This window comes from Flagellimonas sediminis (genome assembly GCF_010500845.1).
Taxonomy (GTDB): domain Bacteria; phylum Bacteroidota; class Bacteroidia; order Flavobacteriales; family Flavobacteriaceae; genus Flagellimonas; species Flagellimonas sediminis.
The window spans coordinates 43,541-68,027 of record NZ_JAAAMI010000003.1 but is presented as its reverse complement, the minus strand read 5'-3'; the positions used below and the strand labels follow the sequence as shown (position 1 = coordinate 68,027).

General features: G+C 45.4%; 23 protein-coding genes. 6 read left to right on the top strand and 17 right to left on the bottom strand.

Annotated elements, in window-relative coordinates; translation table 11 throughout:
• Nucleotides 1-92 precede the first annotated feature (92 nt).
• Together GTK07_RS07215 and GTK07_RS07210 are read right to left on the bottom strand one after the other, a co-directional pair.
• The gene (locus GTK07_RS07215; protein ID WP_163634565.1) at nucleotides 93-1,244 is read right to left on the bottom strand and encodes an SIR2 family protein; all 1,152 of its coding nucleotides are present in this window, start codon (nucleotides 1,242-1,244) and stop codon (nucleotides 93-95) included.
• A gap of 665 nt (nucleotides 1,245-1,909) precedes the next feature.
• Nucleotides 1,910-2,935 (bottom strand): esterase/lipase family protein, encoded by a 1,026-nt coding sequence (locus tag GTK07_RS07210; protein ID WP_163634563.1) that lies wholly within the window; start codon nucleotides 2,933-2,935, stop codon nucleotides 1,910-1,912.
• A gap of 36 nt (nucleotides 2,936-2,971) precedes the next feature.
• Between GTK07_RS07210 and GTK07_RS07205 the strand changes: the two genes are divergently transcribed.
• The gene (locus tag GTK07_RS07205; protein WP_163634562.1) at nucleotides 2,972-3,382 is read left to right on the top strand and encodes a hypothetical protein; all 411 of its coding nucleotides are present in this window, start codon (nucleotides 2,972-2,974) and stop codon (nucleotides 3,380-3,382) included.
• On the opposite strand, the gene GTK07_RS19400 is transcribed toward GTK07_RS07205, so the two are convergent.
• From GTK07_RS19400 to GTK07_RS07145, 12 genes are all read right to left on the bottom strand, one after another.
• A complete protein-coding gene (locus tag GTK07_RS19400; protein ID WP_163634560.1) occupies nucleotides 3,361-4,251 on the bottom strand; it encodes a 30S ribosomal protein THX in 891 nt (296 codons plus the stop codon). The two genes, GTK07_RS07205 and GTK07_RS19400, sit on opposite strands and share 22 nt — an antisense overlap.
• Before the next feature lie 151 nt (nucleotides 4,252-4,402).
• Entirely contained in the window at nucleotides 4,403-5,983 is a 1,581-nt protein-coding gene (locus GTK07_RS07195; protein WP_163634558.1) for a type IV secretory system conjugative DNA transfer family protein, read from the bottom strand.
• Nucleotides 5,983-7,008: a MobB family relaxase gene (gene mobB, locus GTK07_RS07190; protein WP_163634556.1), complete on the bottom strand. Its 1,026-nt coding sequence runs from the start codon at nucleotides 7,006-7,008 to the stop codon at nucleotides 5,983-5,985. The genes GTK07_RS07195 and mobB overlap by 1 nt, the downstream gene beginning before the upstream one ends.
• Nucleotides 7,009-7,010: 2 nt before the next feature.
• Entirely contained in the window at nucleotides 7,011-7,559 is a 549-nt protein-coding gene (locus tag GTK07_RS07185; RefSeq protein WP_163634554.1) for a BfmA/BtgA family mobilization protein, read from the bottom strand.
• 427 nt (nucleotides 7,560-7,986) lie between these two features.
• Nucleotides 7,987-8,436: a JAB domain-containing protein gene (locus GTK07_RS07180; protein ID WP_163634552.1), complete on the bottom strand. Its 450-nt coding sequence runs from the start codon at nucleotides 8,434-8,436 to the stop codon at nucleotides 7,987-7,989.
• Between the two features lie 75 nt (nucleotides 8,437-8,511).
• Complete coding sequence (locus GTK07_RS07175; RefSeq protein WP_163634550.1) at nucleotides 8,512-8,922, bottom strand: DUF6876 family protein; 411 nt, start codon at nucleotides 8,920-8,922, stop codon at nucleotides 8,512-8,514.
• Complete coding sequence (locus tag GTK07_RS07170; RefSeq protein ID WP_163634548.1) at nucleotides 8,915-9,265, bottom strand: single-stranded DNA-binding protein; 351 nt, start codon at nucleotides 9,263-9,265, stop codon at nucleotides 8,915-8,917. Before GTK07_RS07170 ends, GTK07_RS07175 begins: the two co-directional genes overlap by 8 nt.
• A gap of 438 nt (nucleotides 9,266-9,703) precedes the next feature.
• Nucleotides 9,704-10,813 (bottom strand): endonuclease/exonuclease/phosphatase family protein, encoded by a 1,110-nt coding sequence (locus GTK07_RS07165; RefSeq protein WP_163634546.1) that lies wholly within the window; start codon nucleotides 10,811-10,813, stop codon nucleotides 9,704-9,706.
• A 28-nt stretch (nucleotides 10,814-10,841) separates the two neighbouring features.
• On the bottom strand, nucleotides 10,842-11,504 hold the full coding sequence (locus tag GTK07_RS07160) for a P-loop NTPase family protein (protein ID WP_163634544.1): 663 nt from the start codon (nucleotides 11,502-11,504) through the stop codon (nucleotides 10,842-10,844).
• Nucleotides 11,501-12,031: a hypothetical protein gene (locus GTK07_RS07155; RefSeq protein WP_163634542.1), complete on the bottom strand. Its 531-nt coding sequence runs from the start codon at nucleotides 12,029-12,031 to the stop codon at nucleotides 11,501-11,503. The genes GTK07_RS07160 and GTK07_RS07155 overlap by 4 nt, the downstream gene beginning before the upstream one ends.
• Entirely contained in the window at nucleotides 12,028-12,309 is a 282-nt protein-coding gene (locus GTK07_RS07150) for a helix-turn-helix domain-containing protein (RefSeq protein WP_163634540.1), read from the bottom strand. Before GTK07_RS07150 ends, GTK07_RS07155 begins: the two co-directional genes overlap by 4 nt.
• 278 nt (nucleotides 12,310-12,587) lie before the next feature.
• Nucleotides 12,588-13,427 carry an RteC domain-containing protein gene (locus GTK07_RS07145; RefSeq protein ID WP_163634538.1) on the bottom strand — a complete coding sequence of 280 codons (840 nt, stop codon included), beginning with the start codon at nucleotides 13,425-13,427 and terminating at the stop codon, nucleotides 12,588-12,590.
• Nucleotides 13,428-13,727: 300 nt separating this feature from the next.
• Between GTK07_RS07145 and GTK07_RS07140 the strand changes: the two genes are divergently transcribed.
• The 5 genes from GTK07_RS07140 to GTK07_RS07120 all read left to right on the top strand — a co-directional run bounded on the left by GTK07_RS07140 (nucleotide 13,728) and on the right by GTK07_RS07120 (nucleotide 17,057).
• Nucleotides 13,728-14,099 carry a DUF7793 family protein gene (locus GTK07_RS07140; RefSeq protein WP_163634536.1) on the top strand — a complete coding sequence of 124 codons (372 nt, stop codon included), beginning with the start codon at nucleotides 13,728-13,730 and terminating at the stop codon, nucleotides 14,097-14,099.
• Between the two features lie 53 nt (nucleotides 14,100-14,152).
• Nucleotides 14,153-15,103 (top strand): helix-turn-helix transcriptional regulator, encoded by a 951-nt coding sequence (locus GTK07_RS07135; protein ID WP_163634534.1) that lies wholly within the window; start codon nucleotides 14,153-14,155, stop codon nucleotides 15,101-15,103.
• A 78-nt stretch (nucleotides 15,104-15,181) separates the two neighbouring features.
• Complete coding sequence (locus tag GTK07_RS07130; RefSeq protein ID WP_163634532.1) at nucleotides 15,182-15,628, top strand: MauE/DoxX family redox-associated membrane protein; 447 nt, start codon at nucleotides 15,182-15,184, stop codon at nucleotides 15,626-15,628.
• Complete coding sequence (locus tag GTK07_RS07125) at nucleotides 15,625-16,764, top strand: hypothetical protein (RefSeq protein ID WP_163634529.1); 1,140 nt, start codon at nucleotides 15,625-15,627, stop codon at nucleotides 16,762-16,764. The genes GTK07_RS07130 and GTK07_RS07125 overlap by 4 nt, the downstream gene beginning before the upstream one ends.
• Nucleotides 16,765-16,802: 38 nt before the next feature.
• The gene (locus GTK07_RS07120) at nucleotides 16,803-17,057 is read left to right on the top strand and encodes a DUF6520 family protein (RefSeq protein WP_163634527.1); all 255 of its coding nucleotides are present in this window, start codon (nucleotides 16,803-16,805) and stop codon (nucleotides 17,055-17,057) included.
• 119 nt (nucleotides 17,058-17,176) lie between these two features.
• Here the strand turns inward: GTK07_RS07120 and GTK07_RS07115 are convergent, their stop codons facing one another.
• The 3 genes from GTK07_RS07115 to GTK07_RS07105 all read right to left on the bottom strand — a co-directional run bounded on the left by GTK07_RS07115 (nucleotide 17,177) and on the right by GTK07_RS07105 (nucleotide 23,937).
• Nucleotides 17,177-19,291 carry a zinc-dependent metalloprotease gene (locus GTK07_RS07115; RefSeq protein WP_163634525.1) on the bottom strand — a complete coding sequence of 705 codons (2,115 nt, stop codon included), beginning with the start codon at nucleotides 19,289-19,291 and terminating at the stop codon, nucleotides 17,177-17,179.
• Nucleotides 19,292-19,488: 197 nt separating this feature from the next.
• Nucleotides 19,489-20,904, bottom strand: a complete 1,416-nt coding sequence (locus GTK07_RS07110; RefSeq protein ID WP_163634523.1) for a RagB/SusD family nutrient uptake outer membrane protein — start codon at nucleotides 20,902-20,904, stop codon at nucleotides 19,489-19,491.
• Nucleotides 20,905-20,910: 6 nt separating this feature from the next.
• Nucleotides 20,911-23,937 carry a SusC/RagA family TonB-linked outer membrane protein gene (locus GTK07_RS07105; RefSeq protein WP_163634521.1) on the bottom strand — a complete coding sequence of 1,009 codons (3,027 nt, stop codon included), beginning with the start codon at nucleotides 23,935-23,937 and terminating at the stop codon, nucleotides 20,911-20,913.
• Nucleotides 23,938-24,487: the final 550 nt, after the last annotated feature.

Below are 24,487 nucleotides of genomic sequence, written 5' to 3'. Positions count from 1 at the left end.
GTATCTACAGTATGAGTTATTTTGATTTGAAATTAAAAATTATATCCAACTCTAAATCAGTATCTTTTTGGATGTGATTCTTGGCTCTACCTTTACAAAATTGTTTTCTCTGTGAAAAACTCTTTTTTCACAAGTAAATTACTCTCTGTAATTCCAAGTTCATAAATAAACCTTTCAGCAATTGGGTCAGGTGTAGGATTGATAATTGTAATTTTGGGCATCGTGCTTCTCTTGACAAATGCTGATTTAAAAAGTTCAGAACTTCTATAATCGGTATTGGGAAAGGAATATCCAATAATTATTATTTTATCAGCTTCTTGAATTTTCTTTTCTGCTTCGTTCCATAAAGATTCAAACAAACTCCCAAATTGGTCATATTCTTTGTGTTGAACAGGTGGAATGATCAAAGGCATTGAAACTAATCCACTGGATTCAGAAGTTCCTTCCGGGACATTTGGAAATTTAATCCTTGTACTTGAAACCATCATTCCTTTAGGTGCCGATTTTCCGGATAACGGCAAATTTGGTGGATAGTATCCATATGAAAAGTCTTCATACCCATTCATATACCTCCCAGCATGACAATTATATGGCTCTTTATTGTTTTCATAGACAAAAAACTCATCAATGGATACCTCTTGGGTAAGCTCTAATTTTCCATTTTCAGGTGCTGTATGACTTGTCAACCAGTTTGAGGAACCATGTAGTTTTAAAAAAGTTGGAAAAGAATGCTTTTTTGATTTTTGAGGTCGCACCCAACGGTTCCGATAAATTAATTTAGGGCTTCTAAAATATCCGAAATCCGTTGTCCAATCCGTCTCTTGTTTTAAGGCCCTATCCATTAATGTATCCCAATTAAACGTAATGATGGAGTCATCCTGCCCCAATTGTTTGGCAAGATTAATATGCGCATCAGAGATGGGACCATTTTGAATTTCATTGATTACACTGACAAATAAGAAAATCAGTTGATTATATGCCTTCAAATAAATCAAGTCGTCTAAATCATCAAAAAAGTTTTTCCTTTGCCTTAGGGCGTCATATAGTTTGCCCTGAATCTCAGAATGGAGTATTTCGATATCTTCATTGAACTTATCAAAATGTTCGATTTCAATCTTGCGATATCTAACAATATAGTTAATCAGGTCACCGATAAGCACCCAAGGGTTTTCAGATATTTCCAAACCCCTAAAAGTGTCAAAAAAATCTTTGGCCACGGGCATTTTCATTCCTGTTTTGCTCATGGAATAGCTTTTTGACGCTCCGGCACCCAATAAGACCAACTTACTCATACCACTATTTATCTTTTTCTTAAGTTCCGTGGGTTCCAACCAAAACTTCTTTCCCAGTACCCTTTTGTACTATTGCTCCCTATTTCCTCTTGGAAAACCCGTTCCTCTAAAATCTATATTAGTTTAAGTTTCGACAGGTTGGGCGATGTAATACATTGTGATTCCTCCATATAAAGTTGAAATTGATATGTTTGGAATCCCTTTCTACTGAATTGGCACGATTACTCTTTGTCCTAAGGGTTCAATTGTATCATCGAAAGTAAATACAAAATATGCCCTTATCACCTCACCAATCTCATTTCGATAAATGAAGTGTTTGGGAGAAAAATCTGCAAGTTCCTCTGTCCTAAGTGTATCATGCATTTCCCTAAAATTCGGAGCCCTTCTGTAAAGATGCGGTTTTTCAGAGATATGCTCATTCACTTTTTCATTTACGACCGATTGAATCCATAACTTGAATTCATTAGAAATTGATCTATAGCTAGATGGGATGGGAATACATTCTCCATAACATTCCCTGTCTTTTCCCCTTATGCACAAGGCAACATGCTGAACGGGACATTTAGTCCCTCCTTGTTCCGGATTTAGACATTTACATTCGCTAGCACTCATGGTTATTAAACTTTTAGCGTGAAATTCAGTGTCCCTCTCTGCTGAAGAACGGTATAATCAGGAATTTTGTTGATGGTAAGATCTCCTATTTCCTCTAAAAAATCTGTTAGGTTCGTTGCACTTACATTAGAGGCCCTAAGGGGAGTATTGAGCTCACTTTTTGAAAATCCAACATAGTTGATTTTAAATTTTAGTCTTGATGCTGTGGTATCTATTATAAATTTAAAAGATGTTCCTTGCGGGATTCCTATTTGCACTCCCAAAAAGGGCAAGGTAACAATGTTCAATTCTCGGATTATCCTATCAAATAAAGGATTGTTGTTTTTATCCTTGATCAAAACGACAGAAAAATGGTCATCATTGGTTGCTTCTGTCAACTGTGTACGGACATTGGGAGGATAAGCAGACTGTTGGGGAACCACGGTATCATATATTCCATATTGATACACCATTTTCGGTTGTGGAGAAATATTTCCAAACCTCTGGTTTAGCAGTGTGGTAAAAGCCCCCATTGATCTAAGATCGACAACTTGGGGATTTCCTCCAAGAAGTCTTGATCCAATATTCGCGAGCTCTGCCCCGATGTGGGGAACAGAAAGGGACATTACAAAGTAAATCTTGTCTATTACACTTTGATCCAACCAAGTCAAAGTGGATTTTGTAACCAACCCACCCATACTATGTGCTATAAAGGATATAGTCTCATATTTAGTATGTACTCCATTTATTTGGGTTACGAGTGGTCTTGATATGGATTCAATCCCAACATTAAATCTATTGGCATCCTCATGAGGTCTGTTTCGAAAGAAACCTCTGATCAAATTAAGCAATTTTGAGAACCAATTGAGCTTGAAAATATGGGTGCTATATGTGTAAAGAGCCAAATCAAAATAATCCTGTACCAATACCTCTTGGGTCAGATTTTCGACAAACCTTTGATTGTCCCCCCTCCAAGTACTGTCCGAGCCATTTAACCCGTGCACCAAAATAAGCAGGTGTTTGTTTTTCTTTTCATTCAGTATAAACTCCATTCTCTATAGAGATTATGATTTTTCCAAAAATATCAATTGAATGCATTAACCACTTCTCAGGCTAAAATTACCCCAAGAAGGAAGAGGGCCATTTGGGGAACGGATGGATATAAAGGTACTTTTTTTTTAACAATTGACCATCAACACTTTATACCCCTACCGATTTATCTTTTAAGAAAATGCTTTTTTTTAGCTAAAGCCAAAAAAAGGGTGTCCCAGGATTTTTTCCATTGGTTATTTAAAAAGTTTGAGCCTCTGTGTGAATTCTTTAGAAGTTGGCCTCAATTTCTGGGTCTTCTGCCTAAAACTTTGGCTGGGCAAGGTTTTGATCCGTTAGGGGGACCGGAAAGCGAATCCATTGGTTCTTTGGCAGAGTATGTTTATTTGGACGATATTGCATTCGGTTCAACACAGTGGCCCTTCAATCATTCAGGTTGGTTTCCATAACCCTTAAGTGCTACATGAAAATTCTTAATGTTATAATTTTCAGATCTTAGTTCTTTAATTACCTTTTTCTTTTCTAATCCAAAACCACTTGATACATAATGATAGTGTGGTTGCTTTTTTCCAAGCCACTTTTCTTCCCCACGTAAACTTTTATAGTTTGTAAAAAAGCAATGCCAAACATCTCCTCTTTCAAGAAATTTTCCAATCGTGACCCTTCTATGTTGTATCGCTTGTTTTAACTGCCCATCACTTAAATCCGACTTTCCAAATTTCTTGACTGTTCCATCCTCTTGTTCCATAAAGGCTTTTGGCAAATCAGATTCATCTATTCCTTTTTGAGGGATATCAGTTCTATATTGGCTCATTCTATATCCATGCTTTTCAGAAGCTTCAAAAATTAACGCGGCGATCAAGTCAGGTGTTAATTCGACTCCTTTTAATAACTTCTCCTGGTCTGCTTTTTTTGTTGTGGATAAAAGCTTTATTAGATTTTCGGGAATTGGTGTTTTTTTTATTTGGGTATACTGCTTGTTCCAAAGTTGATTTGCCTCAATAAAAATCTCCATGTTTTTGTCGGAAGGCTTTGTTTTTCCGTTTAATTCTTCCTTTGGTATACCTCGCATAATCATTTGCTTGACGATAAAATTGTCTTTATAATATTTGACAGGGTCAACTGGTTTGATAATATCCTCCCCTCTAAAGCTGATTAGTGTTTCACCTGTTTTTTTATTGAAAATGAATGTAGAGACCAATTTTGGCTCGTCCCCTTGAATTTTATTCTCATGTAATTCTTTCTTTCTAGGTCTTTTCTTTCCAAAGGAGCTATTAAAAATTTTTCCTTTTCTAGTTTTCCTATCACCTTTACCCATGTTTCTAAATTTGCAATTTATTTTAACCTAGTATTTAGAATCCTTTTTCAGTTTTTTTGTAGTTCCCAATTATTAAAAACCACGCTATATTATTGCTTACAAGATAGTTATCTTCTTTAAATTGGCTCCCATTAAAACTCCATGTCATATCCTACCACTTTCGGTTTTCAAATAATTCTTGCACCTTTAAATGGATGATTTTGTAGTTGGCCCTGATTTTAGGGTCATCCGACTTAAACTCAGGTGATGGCAATTTTCTAATGATATTCGGTCTGGGAAATTGAACCCGTCGGTCTCTGCCATCCCCAAAAGCGATGAACTCCCCCTGTTTCAACCGGAAGAACAAGTCTGCCCTAAGTTTGCTCACCTCCCTCTCCCCTTTTGTGACCCGAGTATCGAATTTCCAGTTGCTGCTCTTACTCACACTCCGGGTGGGGCGTTTGACAATCTCAAAAAAACGTTCATAGTACTTGGCGGTCTCCGGATCGTTGGCCTTCCCGAAGAACTGGTAGGACAGGTTGCTCAGGATGGCCCTGCTCCCCTTCTCCCCATACATCATATCATTCTGTATCTTGTCTTGTAGGATATAGATGGTGGTAATATCATAGCTCCGTAGGGTGGCCGGGATACGGTGCATGTTCAGTAATCGGATGGTCGGGGCTTCCTCCATCAACAAAAAAGAGGGCGTTCGACCCCGCACACTCATCCGTTTGGTGATGGTATGCAGGATGGTCGCGATCACCGGGGAGTAGGCCGTCTCATATTTGGGATTGTTCACGATGGCAATTACTGCTGGGGTCTTGGGATTGTTGATGTCCAAGGGCACCTCATCGGCAGACAGGGCCATAAAGATCCGTTCGGTACTGATCTTTTTCAGGGCATTGGCCAGGGTGCTCATCACCCCTGCGGTCTGCCGTTCGGAGTCAATTCCGGATAGGAAGGCATCGGCCATGGCCTTGGAAGTAAAATCCGATTCCAGAAAGGCCATCAATTGGTCCCGCTTCAGGTACTGGAAGGAAGCCATCAGATGCGGCAGGGTACACTGTTCAGGAAACTCCGTCTTCAGTTTCCAGATGAGTCCACCCAAAAGCCCTTCCACTGCATCATTGAAGAACTTGGAGGAACCATGTGCCACGGACTCCCGTTGTTCGAGCAGGTTTTCCAGAAGGACCCGTGAGATTTCGTTGACGCTCTCCGCATCGGGCAGGTAACGGGGCGCAATGGGATTGACCCTTTTATGGATGTCGTCAAAGGAAACCACATGGAAAGGAATTTTACTGTTCTTGAACATAGGATAGGCCATTTCGGTGATCTCAAAATGCTTGTAATCATGGATGACCCCTGGGAACTGGTGTTTGTTCAAATGCTTCAGCAAGCCATAGACTACGGATTCGGTCTTCCCACTGCCTGAAGAACCGATAATGGACACGCCCCGCTGAAGGTTTTGGATGGTAAAGCCTCCCAACCGAACCCTATACTGCTTGTGAATTGAATTGGATTGGAACCCGTCCCAAAACAGAAAACACAACAGGTTGACAACCGTTAAGGGCAAAATATGATAGAGCATAACTTGGAGCAAGGTATCCAGCCCAAAGCTTGAATACACCATAACCCCCAGATAGGTCCACAATCCCAAGATCAGTCCAAAGGCATACTTGGAATACCGGTACACTACTAGGATGGTCCCAATGGCCACCACATAAAACAGTACCATTTCAGCCAAGGGTTCCATCAGATTTCGATATTACTGGCAGTGCGGGCCACCCGCATTGCCTTTTTGAATTCCTTGATGGTCTTTAGGGCCAGCTCCACCTTGGACTTGGGAATGCCCAGTTTGGGGATCTGCACCCCGGCCTTGCCCAGGATCTTAAAGGCGGCACTCCGCTCACTGGTCGGCAGCCCCATCAATTTGGCAAAATAGCCGTAGGGATTGGTATTGAACTCCTTTCTGGCCTGGTAGGTCTCCACATAGTTCCGATTGTATTGGAATAGGGCATCAAAGCGTTTTTCCGCTTGGTCGTAGAACTGGTTCCGATTAAAACCCCGTTTGACAAGCTGCCCATTTAGGGATGCTTCGGATTCGATATACCGGCTCCCCGGGGACAGGCTCAGCTTGTTTTCGGCATCCTTGCGGCTGACGATGATATGGATGTGGGTCTGGAGCCCCGGTTTCTGCATTCCCTGTTTGATGGGCACCCCGTCGATCTTGTGTGGCGCATCCCAGATAAGCTGCTTGATCTCGTTTTGGATGGCCTTTGGATTGCCGGTTATCTCCCCCCGTTCCAGTTTCCGGAGGTCGTTCTCCAGTTTGGCAATTCGGGCCCGGTAAGTTTGGTTTTCCTTGACCTGTCGGTCAAAGCCCTTGAAACGGCGCTCATGCTCGATTTTGGCGAAATACTTGATATCGTCCACGGTCACCTCCCGGTCCCGGTGAAAGGCCGCCGCATAATCCTTCATGACTTCCCTGACATACTGCCGAAGCTTATCGGGGTCATTCCCAATATGCCGGAGTTCCCGCTGGCTGGGGTTGATGGTCAGGGCGTAGAACTTGGGCTCCCTTTTTTTGAGCTTGGCCGTATTCTTATCGATTTCCTCGACCACCCGCTCCGGGGAAACCTGATTGTTGTTCTGATCAAAGAACTGTTCCCGGTCCTCTGGGGATTTGTCCTCGTTCTCCTTTTCCAGATAGGCCACATAGTCCCCTGCGCTTTGGGAAAAGTGGTTGCCAAGATGCTGTCGTGTGATGGTGATGTACATGGCTATTCGGTTGTATAGGTTTTCTGGATGCTTTCCAATTCTTCCTTGGACAGGTCCAAAATGATCTTCGGCTTCCCAAGGCCTCGGTTGGAGACCTTGACATTGTTCAGGAGCAGTTCCATATCGTTTTTGATCCGCTCCAGTTCCTGTTGGAGCTGGGTGTTCTCCCGTTCCAGTTCGATACCCCGCTGTGCGGTGGCAAAGAAGTTGTCGTTCCTCCGGGACTGTGACTCCCGATGGGCAGGATGTCTCGGTGTTGGTCTTGGGGCCTGCTCAAAGAGGAGCTGCATCATGGCGGTGGTGGGACCGGTCTGGTGCTTTTCGATGTTCTTGACAATGGCGATCAGGGCATTGATGCGCTTGTTGAGATTCACTTCCAAGCCCTGTAAATCCTTGCCCAAATCCCCAAAGGGATTGATCTTGTATTGGACGAAGAAGTCCATCATAGCTTCCAGGGTCTCGGTATGGGTGTGGTCCAGTTCCTTGGAGAATTTCCGGAACCGGTTGATGGTCTCCACCCTGAATTGGATACGTGCAAAAATGACGGTCATAGCGGTTTTTGGTGTTAAATGGGACAGTGGCTTTCTCTGTTTATGGGGCTTTCGGGAGGCCACTGTCCCAGTGGTTCGACTTTTTGTGTTGGAAGGGAACGGGCCTTGGTTCAGCCAAAGCCTTGAAAAACAAGGAATACCAAAGGGTCTCTGGCCCCACAACGTCGCGAAAGCGCGTTGTCGTCTTGCTCTTCCGATCCCAGCGCCGGGCCAAAAATTTGGTCCGATGCGCCTGGGGTCGTTCCGTTTCCATGTCGAATTTATCCCAGTGTCGGAAAGGCTGGAGGGCGGTGGGATTTTTTAAGATTTGGGCTGGGATATTTTTGGGAATTCTTCAGGGAAAAGAGAAAAATGCTGCTAATCCGCAAACGAAAGAACACTAAAAAACCCCTGATTTCTCAGGGGTTGTAAACATTTCTGGAGGGATTCACAGGATGCCTTCGTCCGCAAAACTATAATGGTTCCCATCGGGCACCAATAGGATATGGTCGAGCAAACGGATGTCCAAAATGGCCCCTGCCTTTCTGATCTTTTCGGTGATCTGTCTATCGGGTTGGCTCGGTTTGAGGGTACCGCTCGGATGGTTGTGCGCTAGGATAATGGCTGTCCCAGCGACCTTTAGCACAATCCCGAAAAGCAGGCGCACATCGACGATGGCGCCTGTCATACCACCATGGGACAGTTCCATAATGGCCTTGACCCGATTGCCGTTGTTCAAGATGATCACTTTAAAGGTTTCGTACAGGGCTATGGTATCGTGGTCCCATGTTTGGTGGAGCAGTGCTGCGGCATCCCGTGAATGCTCGATCTTGGGCCATTGTCTGGCGGGGATGCGCTGTTTGTAGCTTACTTTTATTTCATTAACTTTAGGTATCATTTTTCTACCATTTAAGTGTTTGGAAAAATGGGCATCGGGGATGTATCGGGGTAGCGATGCATCCCCTTGCCTTTTCTAATACTCCGAGGGCAATAACAGGGTATTGTCCACAAAATAGAGTCGTAGTTCATCCAAGGGAAAATCGGTGATTTGGTAGTGCTGTTGGGTCAACTTGTTCCCATTGCCATCGCTGTAAGTGATGGTGGCATCGTACCCGATTTTTTCCCTTTCGGCTGCGGTGGAGCGTTTAAAATCCACCGTGATAAAGTAGCTCTTGTCCATCAGGCTCTTGCCCATGACGGAGGCATCGGTCAACAACCAATAGGCCTTGGCGGTCTGTGCCAGGTATCGGATGCCATCGGTGTACAACGTACCACAGATGGGCAATTGGTATAGGGTTCCCGTGGCCTGAAAATGGCCAAGGGTTTCCGAAAGCTCCCGTGCTGTGGGAGCCTCGGATTCCTTGCGGGATGCATCCTTACTCATCGCTATTGGATTTACCGCCCAACAATAGGATTTCATCAATGACAATATCCGTTACCCTGCGCTCATCACCCTCCTCGGTGGTAAAGGTATTGGTCTTGAGTTTGCCCGATACGGCCACCTGCTTGCCCTTGGTCACGTGTTTTTCGATGATCTCGGCGGTCTTGCCCCACGCCTTGATGTAGTGCCAATCGGTGGACTGCACTTTTTCACCTTGCTTGTTACGATAGTGTTCATTGGTGGCCATGGGAAAACGTGCCACTACCTTGCCATCGTCGAGATGGGTCACTTTGGGGTCATCCCCCACATTCCCGATTAACATTACTTGATTTCTGATCGTACTCATAATTGAAAGGATTTATGGTCTGTCCTGCTTGACAGACGGGTTAAACAATGATTTTTAAAAATTGACTTACTTATTATATCTGGAGCATTTTCCTTTTTTTGATGGCTTTGTGCCTTTGCGATATTTTGTTGTGGATTTGATTTCATGTTGTACTGTTTTCGACTTACTTCCCATAGCGCCATCGCATTCCCTTTTTTTGATGCCCTGGACCTTCAACAGCCAGGCTTGCAGTGGGCGTATAAAAAGCGAAGCGGCTTTATGCCGCCCGCAAGGATGGGTGTTGTTATTTTGCCATCGAAAAAAAGGGAGTGGCACTAGGGTCGTGGGCAAGTCGGGAACGCACTTATGAAGAAGGTCCAAGGACAACGCAAGGGCACAAAATGGAAAGGGAAAGAAGGTGGCGGCACGTAGAATTCTGGAATGATTGACCTGAAGGCTCTAAAGTTTGGCCTCCAACCATAACAAGGGATGCTCACTGGCGGCATGGCCCGCTTTCTGCATGGTTGGATAAACAGGCCATTTTCCTTGGTTTCCCGGCCAGATGCCCTTACGGTGCAGTCCTGCCACAATGGTCCTCTCCCAAAGGGACGGGGAGACCAAAAGGTAGTCCTGTTGTTTGAGGTTGACCCCCTTTCGATACGCGGTCATACTGTGGTAATGGGCATGACCGTCCAGATCGTAGTCGGCCATAAATTCCGGGTGCCTCGATGCAGTATGCAGGTCAGTCTCCCTCAGCAGCGGGGCCAAGGTATCGGCAAAGGACGGGTCATAAAAGGTGCCACAGACCACTATGTCCCGGTGTCCATTCCCCCTTAGGCCCATATACATATCAGCGACAGCGCGAGCCTGATTCCTTCTGTCATCTTCATTGGACTTTGAAAATTGGGCCATAATGGCCACCAACCCCTCCCCGGATGCCGATACGATATGGTATTCCTGACAGTCCAAGGGAAAGAGCAGTCGCCCCTTTGCACCCCTCACATACCTGTGGGTGACAAAGCCCTGTAAATGATACCCGTTGCGCAAAAGGATCCCAAGGTTTCTTCCCTTGGCCTCGTTGCCCTCAAAGACATGGATCTCGGGTTCGGCCAAGGCATCAGCGGATTTGAGGAAAACATCATGGAACTCCACCAAGGAAGCCCCATCCTCCACTTCCTGAAGGAAAAGGATGTCCGCCCCGACTTCAAGAATGGTCTTGGCCTTGTGTTGTTGCGACCTCAAAGGAACAGGAACCGTCTGAAGGGCCAACCAACCGTTCCAGAGGCTACCGGTCCCGGCCTTGGGTTCCCTACCCTGTACGCCCTGTTTGAGATAGAGTTCCCCATTTCGGGAGCGCAAGGTTCCATATTGGTGCATGTCCACTTGGTCAAAGCCCAAAAGGAAGGATAGTTCGCGGACCCTGTCCAGATCGTTTGGGGATTTATCGGCACGCGACATCAGGTCATCCAGTTCGGCCACCCATTGTTTGACATTATGTGAAAGGCTGTGGTCCCGAAACGATTTGTGCCTGTGGAAAAGGTTTTGGATGTTGTACGATGCAATTTTCATAAGGTTGCTATTTTGAGATTACTGGGTATTATTTTCGTTTATCCTTGGTTTGGGCATCAAAGGCAATGAGGTTGAACAGTTGCCGCATACGGCTCCGGACCCGGTTTCCGTAGCGCTCCTCCAGTTCCTGTGCATTCAGATTGGTCGTGGCATGGGTACGTATACCGGTCTCCATGAACAGGTCATAGCGGGACAGTAGGATCTCCCCCATCACATTGCAGTCGGTTCCAAAGTGCCTTCCCCCCGGTTCCACCCCGAGGTCATCGAAACAGTAGAAGCGACCCTTGCCATAATCTTCGATGATCCTGAATCCGATATGGTTGAACCCAAAGGTGATATTGCGGGAAGGAATGATCTCGTAGGGCCGAAAGTGCGGCGTGATGTATCGGATTAGCTTCATAAGACTGGTCTTGCCACAACCCACGGGCCCGGAGAGCAAAATCCCCTTGTCGGGATTAAGGCCCATTTTTCGGCAAGTGCCAAAATCCCGAATGGCATAGTTGCTGAGTTTGTACAGGACTTCCCGATCCTCTTCATAGATCTTGAATTCCCTACCGAAGAGCAATCTTCCTTTGGCTTCCATATAGATCAAGATCTTTTCAAAATCATAGAGGATCTTGTTTCCATGGAGCTTTCCCAACGGATATTGCACAGCTCCTTCGACGATGATATGTGGCGTGGAATTTCTCAAAGCGGTTCGTTATAATCTTTCTCCTTGGTGGTCCTTAAGTTGTCCCGGTATGGGACGGCTCCCACAGGTTTGTCCTGGAACCCGTTACCACGAAAATTTTCATTTCCCCGTTTTACATGGTTTTCCCTGGTTTTTATATGTTTTATTTTAGATACCACTGCTTGTCCATCACCTGTCCCATTTTTGGAACGGTCCGGGTACAGGTCCTGTCCAGAGCTTGTCCCAAAATCGAACATCCTGACCCGGCTTCCCTTAAAGGGGTTATGGGAGGGGATGTACAGGATGTACCCCCAATGGCTGAGTTCCTTGATGCAGCGATGGTAGGTGGACTTTGACCCAATCTTGGAGCATAGCATCACTTCCCCGCGGTCTATGTGAAACTCCTCCCTGAAAAACTGGTTGTTCCACAATTGGAACAGGCCCATGTAGAGACTGATATGGGTGGGGTTCAACCGACCATCCTTTTGGAACAGCTCCAATACGCCATTGAGGTGTTTGATATAATTAATGGATTCCGGTCGGCTCATCGAGAATCCCTGTTGACGGTGTTCTCATCCAAAAGCTCCATGATCTGCACATGGTCATAGTAAAGGAGGCCGCCGATCTTGGAATAGGTCAATGTCCCGTTGAGGCGAAGGTTCTGGAGGGTGCCAGGGGCTATGCCCAGCAATTCCCGGACCTCACCCGATTTGATCCATTTTCGGGATATCGTGTCGTGTCGCTCTTTCAATAATTTTTGGATATCCTCCAACAGTTCCTTTTTGAACTCCTGGAGGTCCTCAGTGGTGATGATGGTTGCCCCCATATGAAATTGGTTTAATGGACAACGGCCCCAAGGGGTTGTACCATGGTATGCCGAATTTGTCCGTTGACATAGGCACAAAACTGAAAAAGCTTTTTGGAAAAAATTCCCAAGTTGGTACCAACTTGGGAACGATTTTTTTGAAATAAATTTTAGGTCGATTTAGGGCCATTTGGATTTTTGAGAGATCCGAAAAAGCTTGAAAATTGGAAAAATCCGGCCCCAAAACCCCTGAAAACCAAAATTCCCAAGTTGGTACCAACTTGGGAAAAAAATAGAACCTACTCTTCGAGGGATTCCATACGTTGGTTGAGCATCTCGATAAGCCTATCCAGAAAGCGGGTCCGGCTACTCTTTCGTGAGCGGATATCAATAAAGGTGTGGTAGTAGTTGCCCAGGTCCACATTGTAAAAATGCTCAAAATGGGCCGCGAGTTCCTTGATGTCGGCGGTCCCACTGTTGATGCATTTACTGGAGTGCAGGGCATACAGTAGTTCGATCAGGTCGGTCTTGGTACCGGTCCAAAATAATTTAGAGGGTTTTTCCATAGTTGTGTTCTTTGTAGGTTCGAGGGTATTGTTGAGATCGTCCACTTCCTTTCTCAGATACACGATGAGCATATCGTATGCCATGATGGTGGCCACGGTCCCGTCCTGACAGGTCGAGAACTTGTCGTCAATCAGAAAATGGAAGGATTCCAGGGGAAGTCTCAGGTCACGATTGCCACGGACAAAGTATTGCTCATCCAAGGACATGGCCCCTCTACGATAATAGTTGTAAAATTCGAGGTTGTCATTGAAAAAGGTCTGTAACTTATCGATCTGGTGTTGGAGGTACTTGATCTGGGCGGCATTGTTGCCCCTTGGTCTTTTACTTTCAATACTGAACAATTTGACATAATAGATCAATTTGCTAAAGATCTGCGGTTTTACATGCTTGAAGAAATAGATTTCGTCCGCTTGGGAGGCAAAGGTCTTGCCCGTAATCTGTTTTTGGAGTTCACGGATGCTCTTTTCCACGAGGACAATTCCCTTTTCCGCTTTGAAAAGGATATCGCCGTTCCCACTTTCCAAGGCATCCAATTGGCCTTCAAATTCCGAAAGTAACTTTTGGTATTTCATATGGTTCTGTCATTCCCTTTTATATAAACGGCATGGGTTTAGGCTATCCCTTTACGGACTCTCAACACTATTTTTCTGGGCCCGCCAGGACAAAAATTCGATCTCAGTACCGTATAATCGCAGCTTAAACTAGTGAAAATGTATAATGCTCTGTCAATCAGAACATAGCCAAACTTAAAATAATCCCTGACAGATACATCATTTTCCATTTTAGAGCCATTTCTGTTAAAAAAGCAGATTTTTCCTATTAAAACTTTTGATCAGATTCCTTAATTTCATCCTTCTTTAGAATGATTATAAATGAAAAAACATGTCGAAAACGATATGGCCTCCATGTGGTTGGAAAATGAGATCCTTTTCTTTTCCTGGAAAAAAGAGGTGGACCTAGACCTTTCCATTGCCCAGAGAATCGTTGGCGACCGGCTACAATTACAACAAGGTAAAGACTACCCCGTGTTGTGCAACTTGAACGGCCTCAGAAGTGTCGAAAAAGATGCCTGGTGCTATTTGGTGGGAGAAGGTTCCGAACTTATCAAGGCGATTGCCTTGGTGTACTCTACCCCTTTGGAATATGCACTATCACAATATTTCAAGAAACGAATGTCATCCATTCCGACCCAAGTATTCGGAGAGCAGTCGGAAGCAAAAGAGTTCCTTTTGCACAGCAACTGAGCCAAAGAAAGATATCATATCCAAAGATTCCCCCGCCGTAAAAGAATCTTGACATGGATAGACCTGAAAACAAGAAAAGGTTAGAAAAGCTATTCGCGCAACTGTTGGAATTGTCGAACGGGAATTTCTCCTACCGGATCGAGCGAACCGAAAAAAAAGATGTTTTGGAAGCTTTGATCTTTTTGGTCAATAGCGCCACGGAGGAGATCAGCGATGCATTCGTGCACCAAGGGTTTGTCAATCGACCTGGATCCCGTACCGCGCTCGTACAACTGTTCTTCGAACTCGATCCAAAGGGTCTTGTGCGGAAAACCAATAAAATGGTGGGCACGCTCTTGCAATATGGGGAGGACGACCTGAGCCATGTTCCCTTTGCCACATTATTATCCCCTGAATCCCATAAAGCTTGGTCCAAAATTATCAAGGCCATGGAAATTACCTCTCCTTGGGAAATTACCTTCCGATTGGTTTTTATCACTAAACAGGGACTGCTTTTCCCTGCCCATTGTCATATTATCCATTTCCCGGACGAGGGAAGGACCGTGGTAACTTCCTTTGATATGATACAGACCAAGGAAATGAGGGAAAAGCAATTACAACGGAAAATTGAAAAGCAACTACGTTCCCATAAACTTTTGCCCCAGGAAACGCTAAGGGATTCCACTGTTCTCCATACTTCGGACATTGAAAAGTTACGGGTTGCCGAGAAATACATCAAGGACCATTTGGCTGAACCATTGCCTGCTTTAAAAGAGATTGCCAAGTTTTGTGGCACAAATGAATATAAGCTCAAAAAGGGTTTTAAGGAACTCTATGGCCTCACGGCCTTCCAATATCAAAAAATGGAACGGCTCCAAAAGGCCCATGTGCTTTTGGAACATACCCACATTAAGGTAATACACATTGCAAAAATGGTAGGGTTCAAAAAAGGGAACCATTTGGCCCGGGAATTCCGAAATCGTTATGGCTATAGCCCCACCGAACTTCGGAAGGTTTCAAAATAATCCTTCTCAGAGCCTAAATAATCCCTTACAGAGCCATCAACCTTCCTAATTTTACCATTGTGAACCAAATGGTTACAAATGAAATGGAACCAAAAACATAGCCATCGTATCGTTGAGACCATCAGCCTCCTGTTTATAGTACTGTTCATCTATGCAGCGACCAGCAAGCTTTGGGATTTCGGGCAGTTCAAAGTACAATTGGGGCAGTCCCCTATTTTGACGGCCTATGCGGATTGGTTAGCCTGGTTGGTCCCGCTAACTGAATATGTCCTGGCCATCCTTCTTTTATGGAAACCCCAACGCCTATCGGCCCTTTATGCAGCATTTGGGCTCATGGTCATGTTCACCACCTATATCATACTGGTACTGAACTTCAGTGACTATATCCCCTGCTCCTGCGGTGGTGTCCTAGAGGACTTGGGATGGACGGAGCATATTGTCTTCAACTTAATTTTCATTGCTCTTGCCTTCATTGGAATTATACTACTGGAAGAACATCCAACCCTAAACACAATTGTATCATGAAAAAAGCTAAAACAGCAATGAAACTTTTGGGGACCACAAGTCTTGGTATGGGACTAGTCATTGTCCTTTTCCTCTCATCTGAGCGGCAGGTGCACCGCAACAATGTTTTTACAAGACGGTATCCCCACCACCCGATCAAAAAACTTTACGACCTTCCCATAGGATTCGATTCCTATTATATAGCTGGGGTCGACAACGACATACTATTCCTTGGCAATACCACAGCACCGTTGCACCTCCTTCGGATAAACATAAAGACTGGGGACACCTCCCACATCAATCTAAATCTCCCCACTAGAAATTTGCCCTTCAAAGCAGTTACAGTTCAGGTATATCCTCCATATTTCTATGTCATGGACGGTACGATACCCTGTATTTTTAAGGGCATCCTTGGAGATTGGAATGCCAAGCTATGGATGAAGGATAAAGCCTATTTCACCAAGGCCTTTCCGTTGGACACCAGCAAAATATACATAAATACCATTAACAGTGACACCCGATTGGCCACTTTGGGCATCCTTGAAAAGCGATGGGATTTTAGGGTTTCCCTTCATCCGGAAATACTGGAAAAACAAATCGATGGGATGTTTGACGTTGATGGAACCATGGTAGTTTCCCAAGATGGGAAGACCTTGGGGTTTGTATACTACTATCGTAACCAATTCATGGTCATGGATTCTATGCTTGGTCTATTGGGAAGACAAGAGACCATAGACACCGTCAAGATTGCCCATATTGAACTATCACGAGCCAACAAAAAAGGACAGGTGAAAATGAAGGCTCCCCCGCTGAAAATCAATCATACGGCAGCCCTCTACAATGATTTGATGCTGATCAACTCTCCCAGGTTGGACAAGTACGAGGACCCCAGAATGTTGGACGAGGCCGCCATTATCGATGTATACAATTGGAAAGAACGAACCTATGACTTCAGTTTCTATCTCTATCGTATCGAGCAAAAAAAGTTGAAGGAGTTTAGGGTCTATGACAAATATCTACTTGCACTCCTTGGGGACATGTTCTCTGTCTACAGTCTGGATGAAGGACAGTTCAATGGAACTGGGCAATCAGCAACGCGAAATGAAAAAAATAATGAAATACCGGCCGGTAGCAGGATGAAGACCGAAAACCTGTAAAAAAGAGTAGGTCATAGTATTAACTTAAATTTTTCGATATGAAAACTTTAAAAAACGGATTCTTAATGCCAGTAGCGGCAATTATTTTTGCCATTGCCGCCAGTGCATTTACGGCCACCTCCAGTACAGAGGAGGTTGATTACACTGGTTACCTGAACACCACATCTCCGTGTTCACAACCGATAGCGTGTGCCCCCTCGGGCATTGACCTTTGTGAACAGGGAGATCAACAGGCTTTTGGAAAGTACGTGCTTTCCCAAACGTCCTGTCCCAGGGTGATGTACAAGCCATAAACTGGCATCTACCACTTTAGGTAGGAAAGAGGCCGCCCATAAAGCGTGGCGGCCTCTTTCTTTGTTAGTATGCCCAACCGTCATTGTTGTACATTGCCCAATTTTGGCGAGCGATGCCCCTATGGGACTGATTCCAGTAACTCCAGGCAGTATTGCATATGTGTCCTTACAATTTCATTTTCCATAGATTTCAGACCCCGCTCCAAATTCAATTTCAAAATTTTCAACTCGGATAGGAACACGCTTTGAATGTAGCTACTATATGGGGATTCGTTGTTACTATTATTCGACTCCAGATTATATTTATGCTGTTCAACACCTTCCAACAATGTAGAAATATAAGCACGTTGTAAATCTAATGTCCTAAAATCCAGGGATTGTATTTTATCAAAATCCTTGAACATCCCCTCCCTTAAGGTTGACACTATGGATTTCAAAAGTCCATTATAGGGTTTCCCTGATCGCTCCATTTGTTCGATTCTTCCCAATCTCAGCAAACTTGACACCCTCTTTAGAAGCTTTATTTGGTATTTCAGTAAGGTTTCATCGCCCGATGAATATCGAATCCGTTGTGAATATTCAGGGTGGGACAACCAACTTGGGGCCTTGAAGGCATTCCTTATCAGAAATTCCAAGGCCTTGATCTGTTGTTTCCTTGGAATGGGATTATATACCGGTCCTTGCTGCCTCCCTGACTTGTATTGGATAGTGTACCCGCCCACCAAGGTCAGGACCTGTTCCATTTCCTGATTCCAAAACCTCAAAGACTTGTCGTATAGCCGTTCTAAAAGGGCATTATCTTTTTCATTTTGGGTAACCATGGGCAATAGTTCAATCACTTTTTTAATATTGCGCAATCCTAGTTCCGCACTGGCCACAGGGTCATCATTGTCCACTACCTCGTTTCCGGATCCGGGGCCCAAAACCTCAAAAAGGTTCAAATTGTATCGATACCATGGTACGGAATCCTGTAATCTTACTAAGTCTTCAAGACTATTTTTTTCCATGTTTCCATAGCCCCATTGGATTTGGTAAATGTCCGTTGGGCCCACTTTTGGGATGAGGAGGTATGGTGGAATACTATCCTCGGGTTGGACAATATTATTTTGCCGGGCATATCCCATGATGCTGGGTGTATGTCCCATGGCCTCCAACCAGTCCTTGTCCCGCATTTTGTCAAAGGGATAGGTATATTCGCCAAAATTGGCATCCTTGATCCCGAGAGCATGGCCGGTTTCATGTGCCACTATGGACTGTATAAGCTCACCCATCAAATCATTGGGAAACGGATATTGCCACGCTCTTGGATCCATTGGTGCACAGCGCACAAAATAATTGTCCATGATATCCTCATATGAAGAGCCTATGAGAATGTCCGCCTTAAGGATTTCACCTGAGCGTAGGTCCGTAACCTTCTTAACGGTGGAGCCGTGGTTGGACGAAAAATGCCTGACATCTTCTTTATAGGGAAAACGAATAAGGGAATAATGGAGACTATGGGCCAACCAACCCCCATCTTCCTCGGCCAGTTCCCTGACCTGTAGGGCATCCAAAAAGCCTGCAGCCTCAAAGGCAGGCGCCCACTCCATAATGCCTGCCCTTATATAAGGTTTCCATTTCTCGGGAACTTCCTTACCAAAATAAAAGGTTATGGGCTGAATCGGTTTGCTGATTACTTTGTTGCTATTCGGTTTTTCCAATCGCCATCGCGCGATACAGGCTTTGGCGTGTCTGGGAAAATGATTGATAAAACTGTTCTCATCCTCGGCAAAGAAACCCATACGATGGTCAAATTCTCTGGAAATCATGGGTTTTGGCAATAAAAACAAGCTGAAATGGACTGTGTCAAAATACTGGGTCTTGCCCTTGGCCAACAGCCGCCTGACCTTGACAATCATTTCATTATCCAAAAATTTGGCATTCTCAACATAGGTCTTGATGACCATTACCGTTGTGCCGATACTGCTGGGACGGGCCAGGGAACTGTTCAGGAACAGTTCGCTGACATCGATATAAACCGTCCGTGATGTGGCGCTGTCCATTACAGGGAACACCCCAAGGATTTCATGGTTGATATCGGGATCTTGGTTTTGTGGGATTATGGTCTTGGACAGTGATTGGACCCTAGGGGCTTCCAAAAGGACTTGGTCCTTGTATCGTTTCCAAACGACATGCTTATATTCCTTGTCATGTACCGTAAACAACATTTGCTTTCCAAAAAGGCAAGCATCCATGCCGAAAATGATTTGGTTGTCCTTTAAATGGACTTCTAGGTTACCTTCGAAGCCAATCTGTCCGATTGGATCAATTTTGTTTCCCTGCCCCCATAAGGGGCAGGTGGCTAACAAAATAATAAATGAAAACAAAAGTCTACGAAACCGCCGTAGTGTCTTTTTGAATATGTATAAAAGCAGTACCATAATCAGTTTCCTTAATATCCCTCATTTTGGGGCAATAGGTTGGGATTGAGCAATATTTCGGATTCCGGTAAGGGCAGCTGCACATCTCTTGCTTCCCAATTGGGCTTTGTATCGGACAGTTCACTATTGGCACGTTCCGTCCGTTTAAGGTCAAAAAAACGATGACCATGTTCCGTGAAAAGTTCCACGCGCCGCTCCTGTTGGATGGCATCCAACAGATCCGATTGTCCCATCATGCCCAAGGGGTCCAACCCTGCCCGTTCACGAATCGGGTTCAGATAGTTCAGGGCTTCGTCCAAATTGCCCAAATGGGCCTGTGCCTCTGACGCAATCAAGTACAGCTCGGCTAACCGGATTACAATGGACTGCTCCTGGGTCGTTCCAGAATTGGTGTTGAGTTTGTACTTATTGGGATGGTACCATGTGTCCGTTCCATCGGTTATTGAAGCTATCCACTGTACTTTCCTGGCGTCCCCTTCCTCAAATGCTCCCATCAAATGGTCTGACAGTGCCGTGGTGGGAGGAGGTCCACTGGTAAAGATAAAGGTGTGCCCTTCATATGTATTGGCTCCAGTACTGCCCACGGAAAACTGCCATAAGGTCTCGGGACTGTCATTCAAAAAGACCTGTTCCAGATTGGTGTTGAGGGAATAGCTTCCATTGGTTATAATATCAAAGGCCTCTGCCCATGCCTGTTCCCATTGTCCATTATATAGGTGCACCCTTGCCAATATAGCTGATGCCGTCCATCGGTCGGGACGTACCTTTTCCGAACCCGCATTCATCGGTAAAAGTGTTTTGGCCCGTTCCAGATCGGCAATTACTTTCGAAAAGACAGAATGAACCTCTTCCTTTTCCGCCTCACTGTTCGCAACATAATCGGTGGTCTCCAAATAGGGTAATTCTCCAAATAATCCTGTCAAATGCAAGTGGGTAAATGCGCGCAAAAAATGGGCCTCTCCCAAGAAATGGTCCCGATCATCCTGCGGCAAAGCTGTGGAACCTTTAAGACCCTCAATAATGGCATTGGTGGCATGGATTAGGTTATAGCCATTGCCCCAAAGGTCCTGTACGCTATTATTGGAGGATAGCAGGGCATTATCGTAAAACTGCCGGGCATCAGGAAGGGTCGTACTGTATAGATCAAGTTCATCTGTATAAAGCCCTAACAGAAAGGAAATCCCCGAAAGCCCACCATTGACCAATGCTTGGTCACGGAGTCCCGTATAAATATGGATCAATGCGGCATTTACCGTTGTGGCATCATCGAATACCACCACTCCCGTGAGCTGGTCGTTTGGTGGGTCGATCTCCACAAAATCGTCACAGGAGGTCATCAGGATCGCAAACAGTCCCATAAGCGACCATCTTTTGGCCGATCCCATCCTGAGCAAATTAAGGCTTGGTTTATTTTTGTTTCTCATCATTTATTTTTAAAAGGTTAAACGGGTTCCCAAGGTGATATAGCGCAAGGGAGGTATGGTACTGCTGGATCGCGTCTCAGGATCTAATCCTGAGTAGTTGGTAATGGTCCAAAGGTTCTGTCCCCTAAGAAAGATCTTGCATTTAAAATCTCTTTCCAAGGGGATTTGATAGGACAATGATAGGGTTCTCAACCTCAGATATGATGCATCCTCGATGGAGGCATCGCTCTCTGTGAAAAAGTTGTGTGCCATTGAGCCTTCGGGGTCCTGTCCACTCGTAAACCGTTGTATGACGGTTTGATCTCCTACCTCCTGCCATCGATTCAATACGTTTTTAGACTGGTTGGACATGCTGCCCACAACACCTCTATTGGCCAGATAGCTCCTTCCCAATTGACGAGTGAATTGGAACAGCGCATCCAAAGTGAAATTCCTATAGCTGAGGTTATTGCTTATGCCACCGAAATATTTTGGGTTCAGGTTTTTGACCACTTGCCGGTCCTCGAGTGTGGAAATAATCCCGTCCCCATTAAAATCCTCAAAACCATAAAGTCCCGTCTGGGGGTCAACCCCCGTGGATTTATAGACCTTTATAATATTGAGGGGCTCGCCTATGACCAACTGGTTAGCATACGTCGAACCCTCCAGGTCGGGAAATTCCAAAAGCTTGCTCTTGGGCAGGGTCAGGTTGATGGATGAGGTCCATGTCAGGTGTTCCGTCCGCAGGTTGATGGTGTGCAGGCCTAGTTCCCATCCCGTATTTTCCACTGTGGCATCCAGATTGGCCGTCAGGGAGCCGAAACCCGTGGTGGCAGGTAGTGGGATGCCCACCAATTGATTTCCAGAACGGTTGCGGTAAAAACTGCCACTTAATGTAATTCGATCGAGCAAAAATCCCAAGTCGATGGCAAACTCCAGTTTTTTGTTCTCTTCCCAACTGAAACCCGGATTGAACAGACGGGTCGGGTAGAGTCCAAAGATGTTCTGGTATTGGGCATTGTCAAAGGAATAAGTGTCCAGGTACTGGTAATCCCCGATTTGGTCATTGCCTGAAGTACCATAACTGCCCCGCAGTTTCCCATAGCTTAGGAACCGTAAGTGGTCTTCGATGAACGATTCACGGGAAAAAATCCAAGCGGCCCCTATAGCGCCAAAATTGGAAAATCTGTTATCGGGACCAAAACGGCTGGACCCATCCCGACGTCCTGTAATGTTGAGGATATACTTTCCTTTATGGTTCAGGTTAAACCTTCCGAACAGGGCGGCGTAACGGTACTGAACTTCACTATTACCAATAATGAACAAGTCAGATGCCGCTCCAATGTTCTCTATCAGTGCATTGTTGGTAAAGCCCATGGCAAATTGGGACAGGCGGTTACTGTTCTGTTCCTGCAAGGTGGCACCGATCAGGATGTCCAATGTGGTGCTCCCCATATCATGGCTCCAGTTCAATTGGGGTTCCACGATCCATGATGTCCTGTCGGAATTGTTATGGATGGCCGAAGACTGGTCACTACCTAGCCCGAAAGCTGGGTCAAATGTAGTGGAGGGAATGGTTCTTAGTTCCTTTAAATGGCTTTGGGTAAAACCCAGATTTGTGGTCAGGTGCAGACCTTTTAACAGACGTAGGTCCACGGACGCATTTCCAATAAGGTTGTTCCCTTTTGCAAGATATTTTCCCTCTAGGTTCCTCAAGGGGTTATTCCAAGTGGAATTCTCCCAATTGAGGCCACCATCCCCATTATAGAGCTTTGGGGCATTTGGTGCCAGTGCCAATGCTTCACGGATCAGGTCCGTGGCCACCAAATTATTATCGCTCGTGGCGTAGTTTACCGAAAACCTAAAGGTAAGCTTGTCCTCCTTGGTTTTATGGTGAAAGTTGGCCAGTACCGAAATGTTGTCATTGTCAAAGTCCCCGGGATACACGGTGGTCTGTCTATTAAAGCTCCCACTGACCAAAAAACGGGTCTGTTCGTTGCCACCTGAAAGGGTTCCCTTTACAGTAGTCAGTTGCGCGGTTTTGCCGAAGAGTTCCTTTTGCCAATCGGTTTCCCTGTTTTGGTCCCAAGTCCCGTTCACGTCATAGGCATTGAAAGGAAGTGGTTCGATACCATCATTGAAATAAGCCTCCTGTCTCATTTTTAAATAGTCTTCGGTACCCAGTAGGTCCATCTTATTGGCCACCCTACCGAAGCCCGTCGATATGTCCAGGGCAACTTCGGTCTTTCCGATACTGCCCGATCTAGTGGTGATCAGTACCACCCCATTGGCCCCACGGGAACCATAAATAGCCGTGGCATCAGCATCCTTTAGGACCTCAATGCTTTCAATGTCGGCAGGATTGATAAGATTCAGAGGGGAGAACCCTTTGCCGCCTGGAAGGATGGAACCAGAGGTCTGCACATCCCCCAAAGGTTCTGACGCATAAGGAACCCCATCCACAATGTAGAGTGGATCATTGCCTCCAGTACGGATACTGCTCTGTCCCCTTATCTTGATATCAAACCCCGCCCCGGGAACACCCGAGGTCTGCATGATCTCCACACCGGCCACCCGTCCTTGAAGGGCTCCAAGGGGGTTGTTGAGGGGCTGTTGCTCGATGTCCTGTTGCGAAACCTTCGCGATATTCCCGGTACGTTCCTTTTCGGAAACGGTATAGTAGCCCGCATTGAGTACCACTTCTCCCAAAACTGTAACATCCTCTTCCAGTGAAACAAAGACCTCTTCCCTACCCCCAATGGACACGGAAAGGGTCTTGAAACCGACCATGGAAAAGATAAGCACATCAGTAGGGCCGGCATTAATGGTAAAGGAACCGTCCAGACCGGACATGGTCCCGATAAGCTTGGATTCCACCACAAGGTTCACCCCGGCCAGGGGATTTCCAGACGTATCGGTCACGGTGCCGGAAACGGTGGCCTGTGGTGGTTCCAAGACAGTGCCCGCCGGCATAGATAAGGCACAAAAGGGCATTAAAAAGACATATAGGAGCACGAACAGGGATGCCCTGCGCATGCATGGTATTACTAGTTGCATAAAATCGAGTTCGTTTGATAACTTTGTTAGTTTCATTGTATTCCCACTGGACAATTACGAAACTGCCCATAGGTTTTTTATCCACACTGCCGAAAAAGTCACTGCAAAACCGTAACTTCCCTAGGGCATTAAGGTTCGGATATAGACCATCCTGTCCAAGTAAATGAATACCCAGAAATAGGATTCCAAAATGGAAAATGACTACGGAAATTTACTAGGGCCGGATACCCCAAAAAAGTATGCATGAGCTAAGGGACAAAAGATATCGTAATCCGGAAAAAATGTAAGGTATTTCCCAAAAACTATAGTCCTAGGGTTAAATAGGATTCTTGGGCTTTTTGGAAAAGAGGATATCAAACAGACTTAGGCCGACCCCAAAACAGGAACCAGCCGAAGAAACATCCTTCACCAAAAAAATAAAACCAAAGTTTCCCATAACCCATAAGGTTGGGCGATGCCCCGAAAGAACCAAAGAAACCAAACGCAAAGAAGAAAGTTGCAATGTACCAATACACCAAAAAAAGGGCGCAGAACTCAACTTACCGCTCTT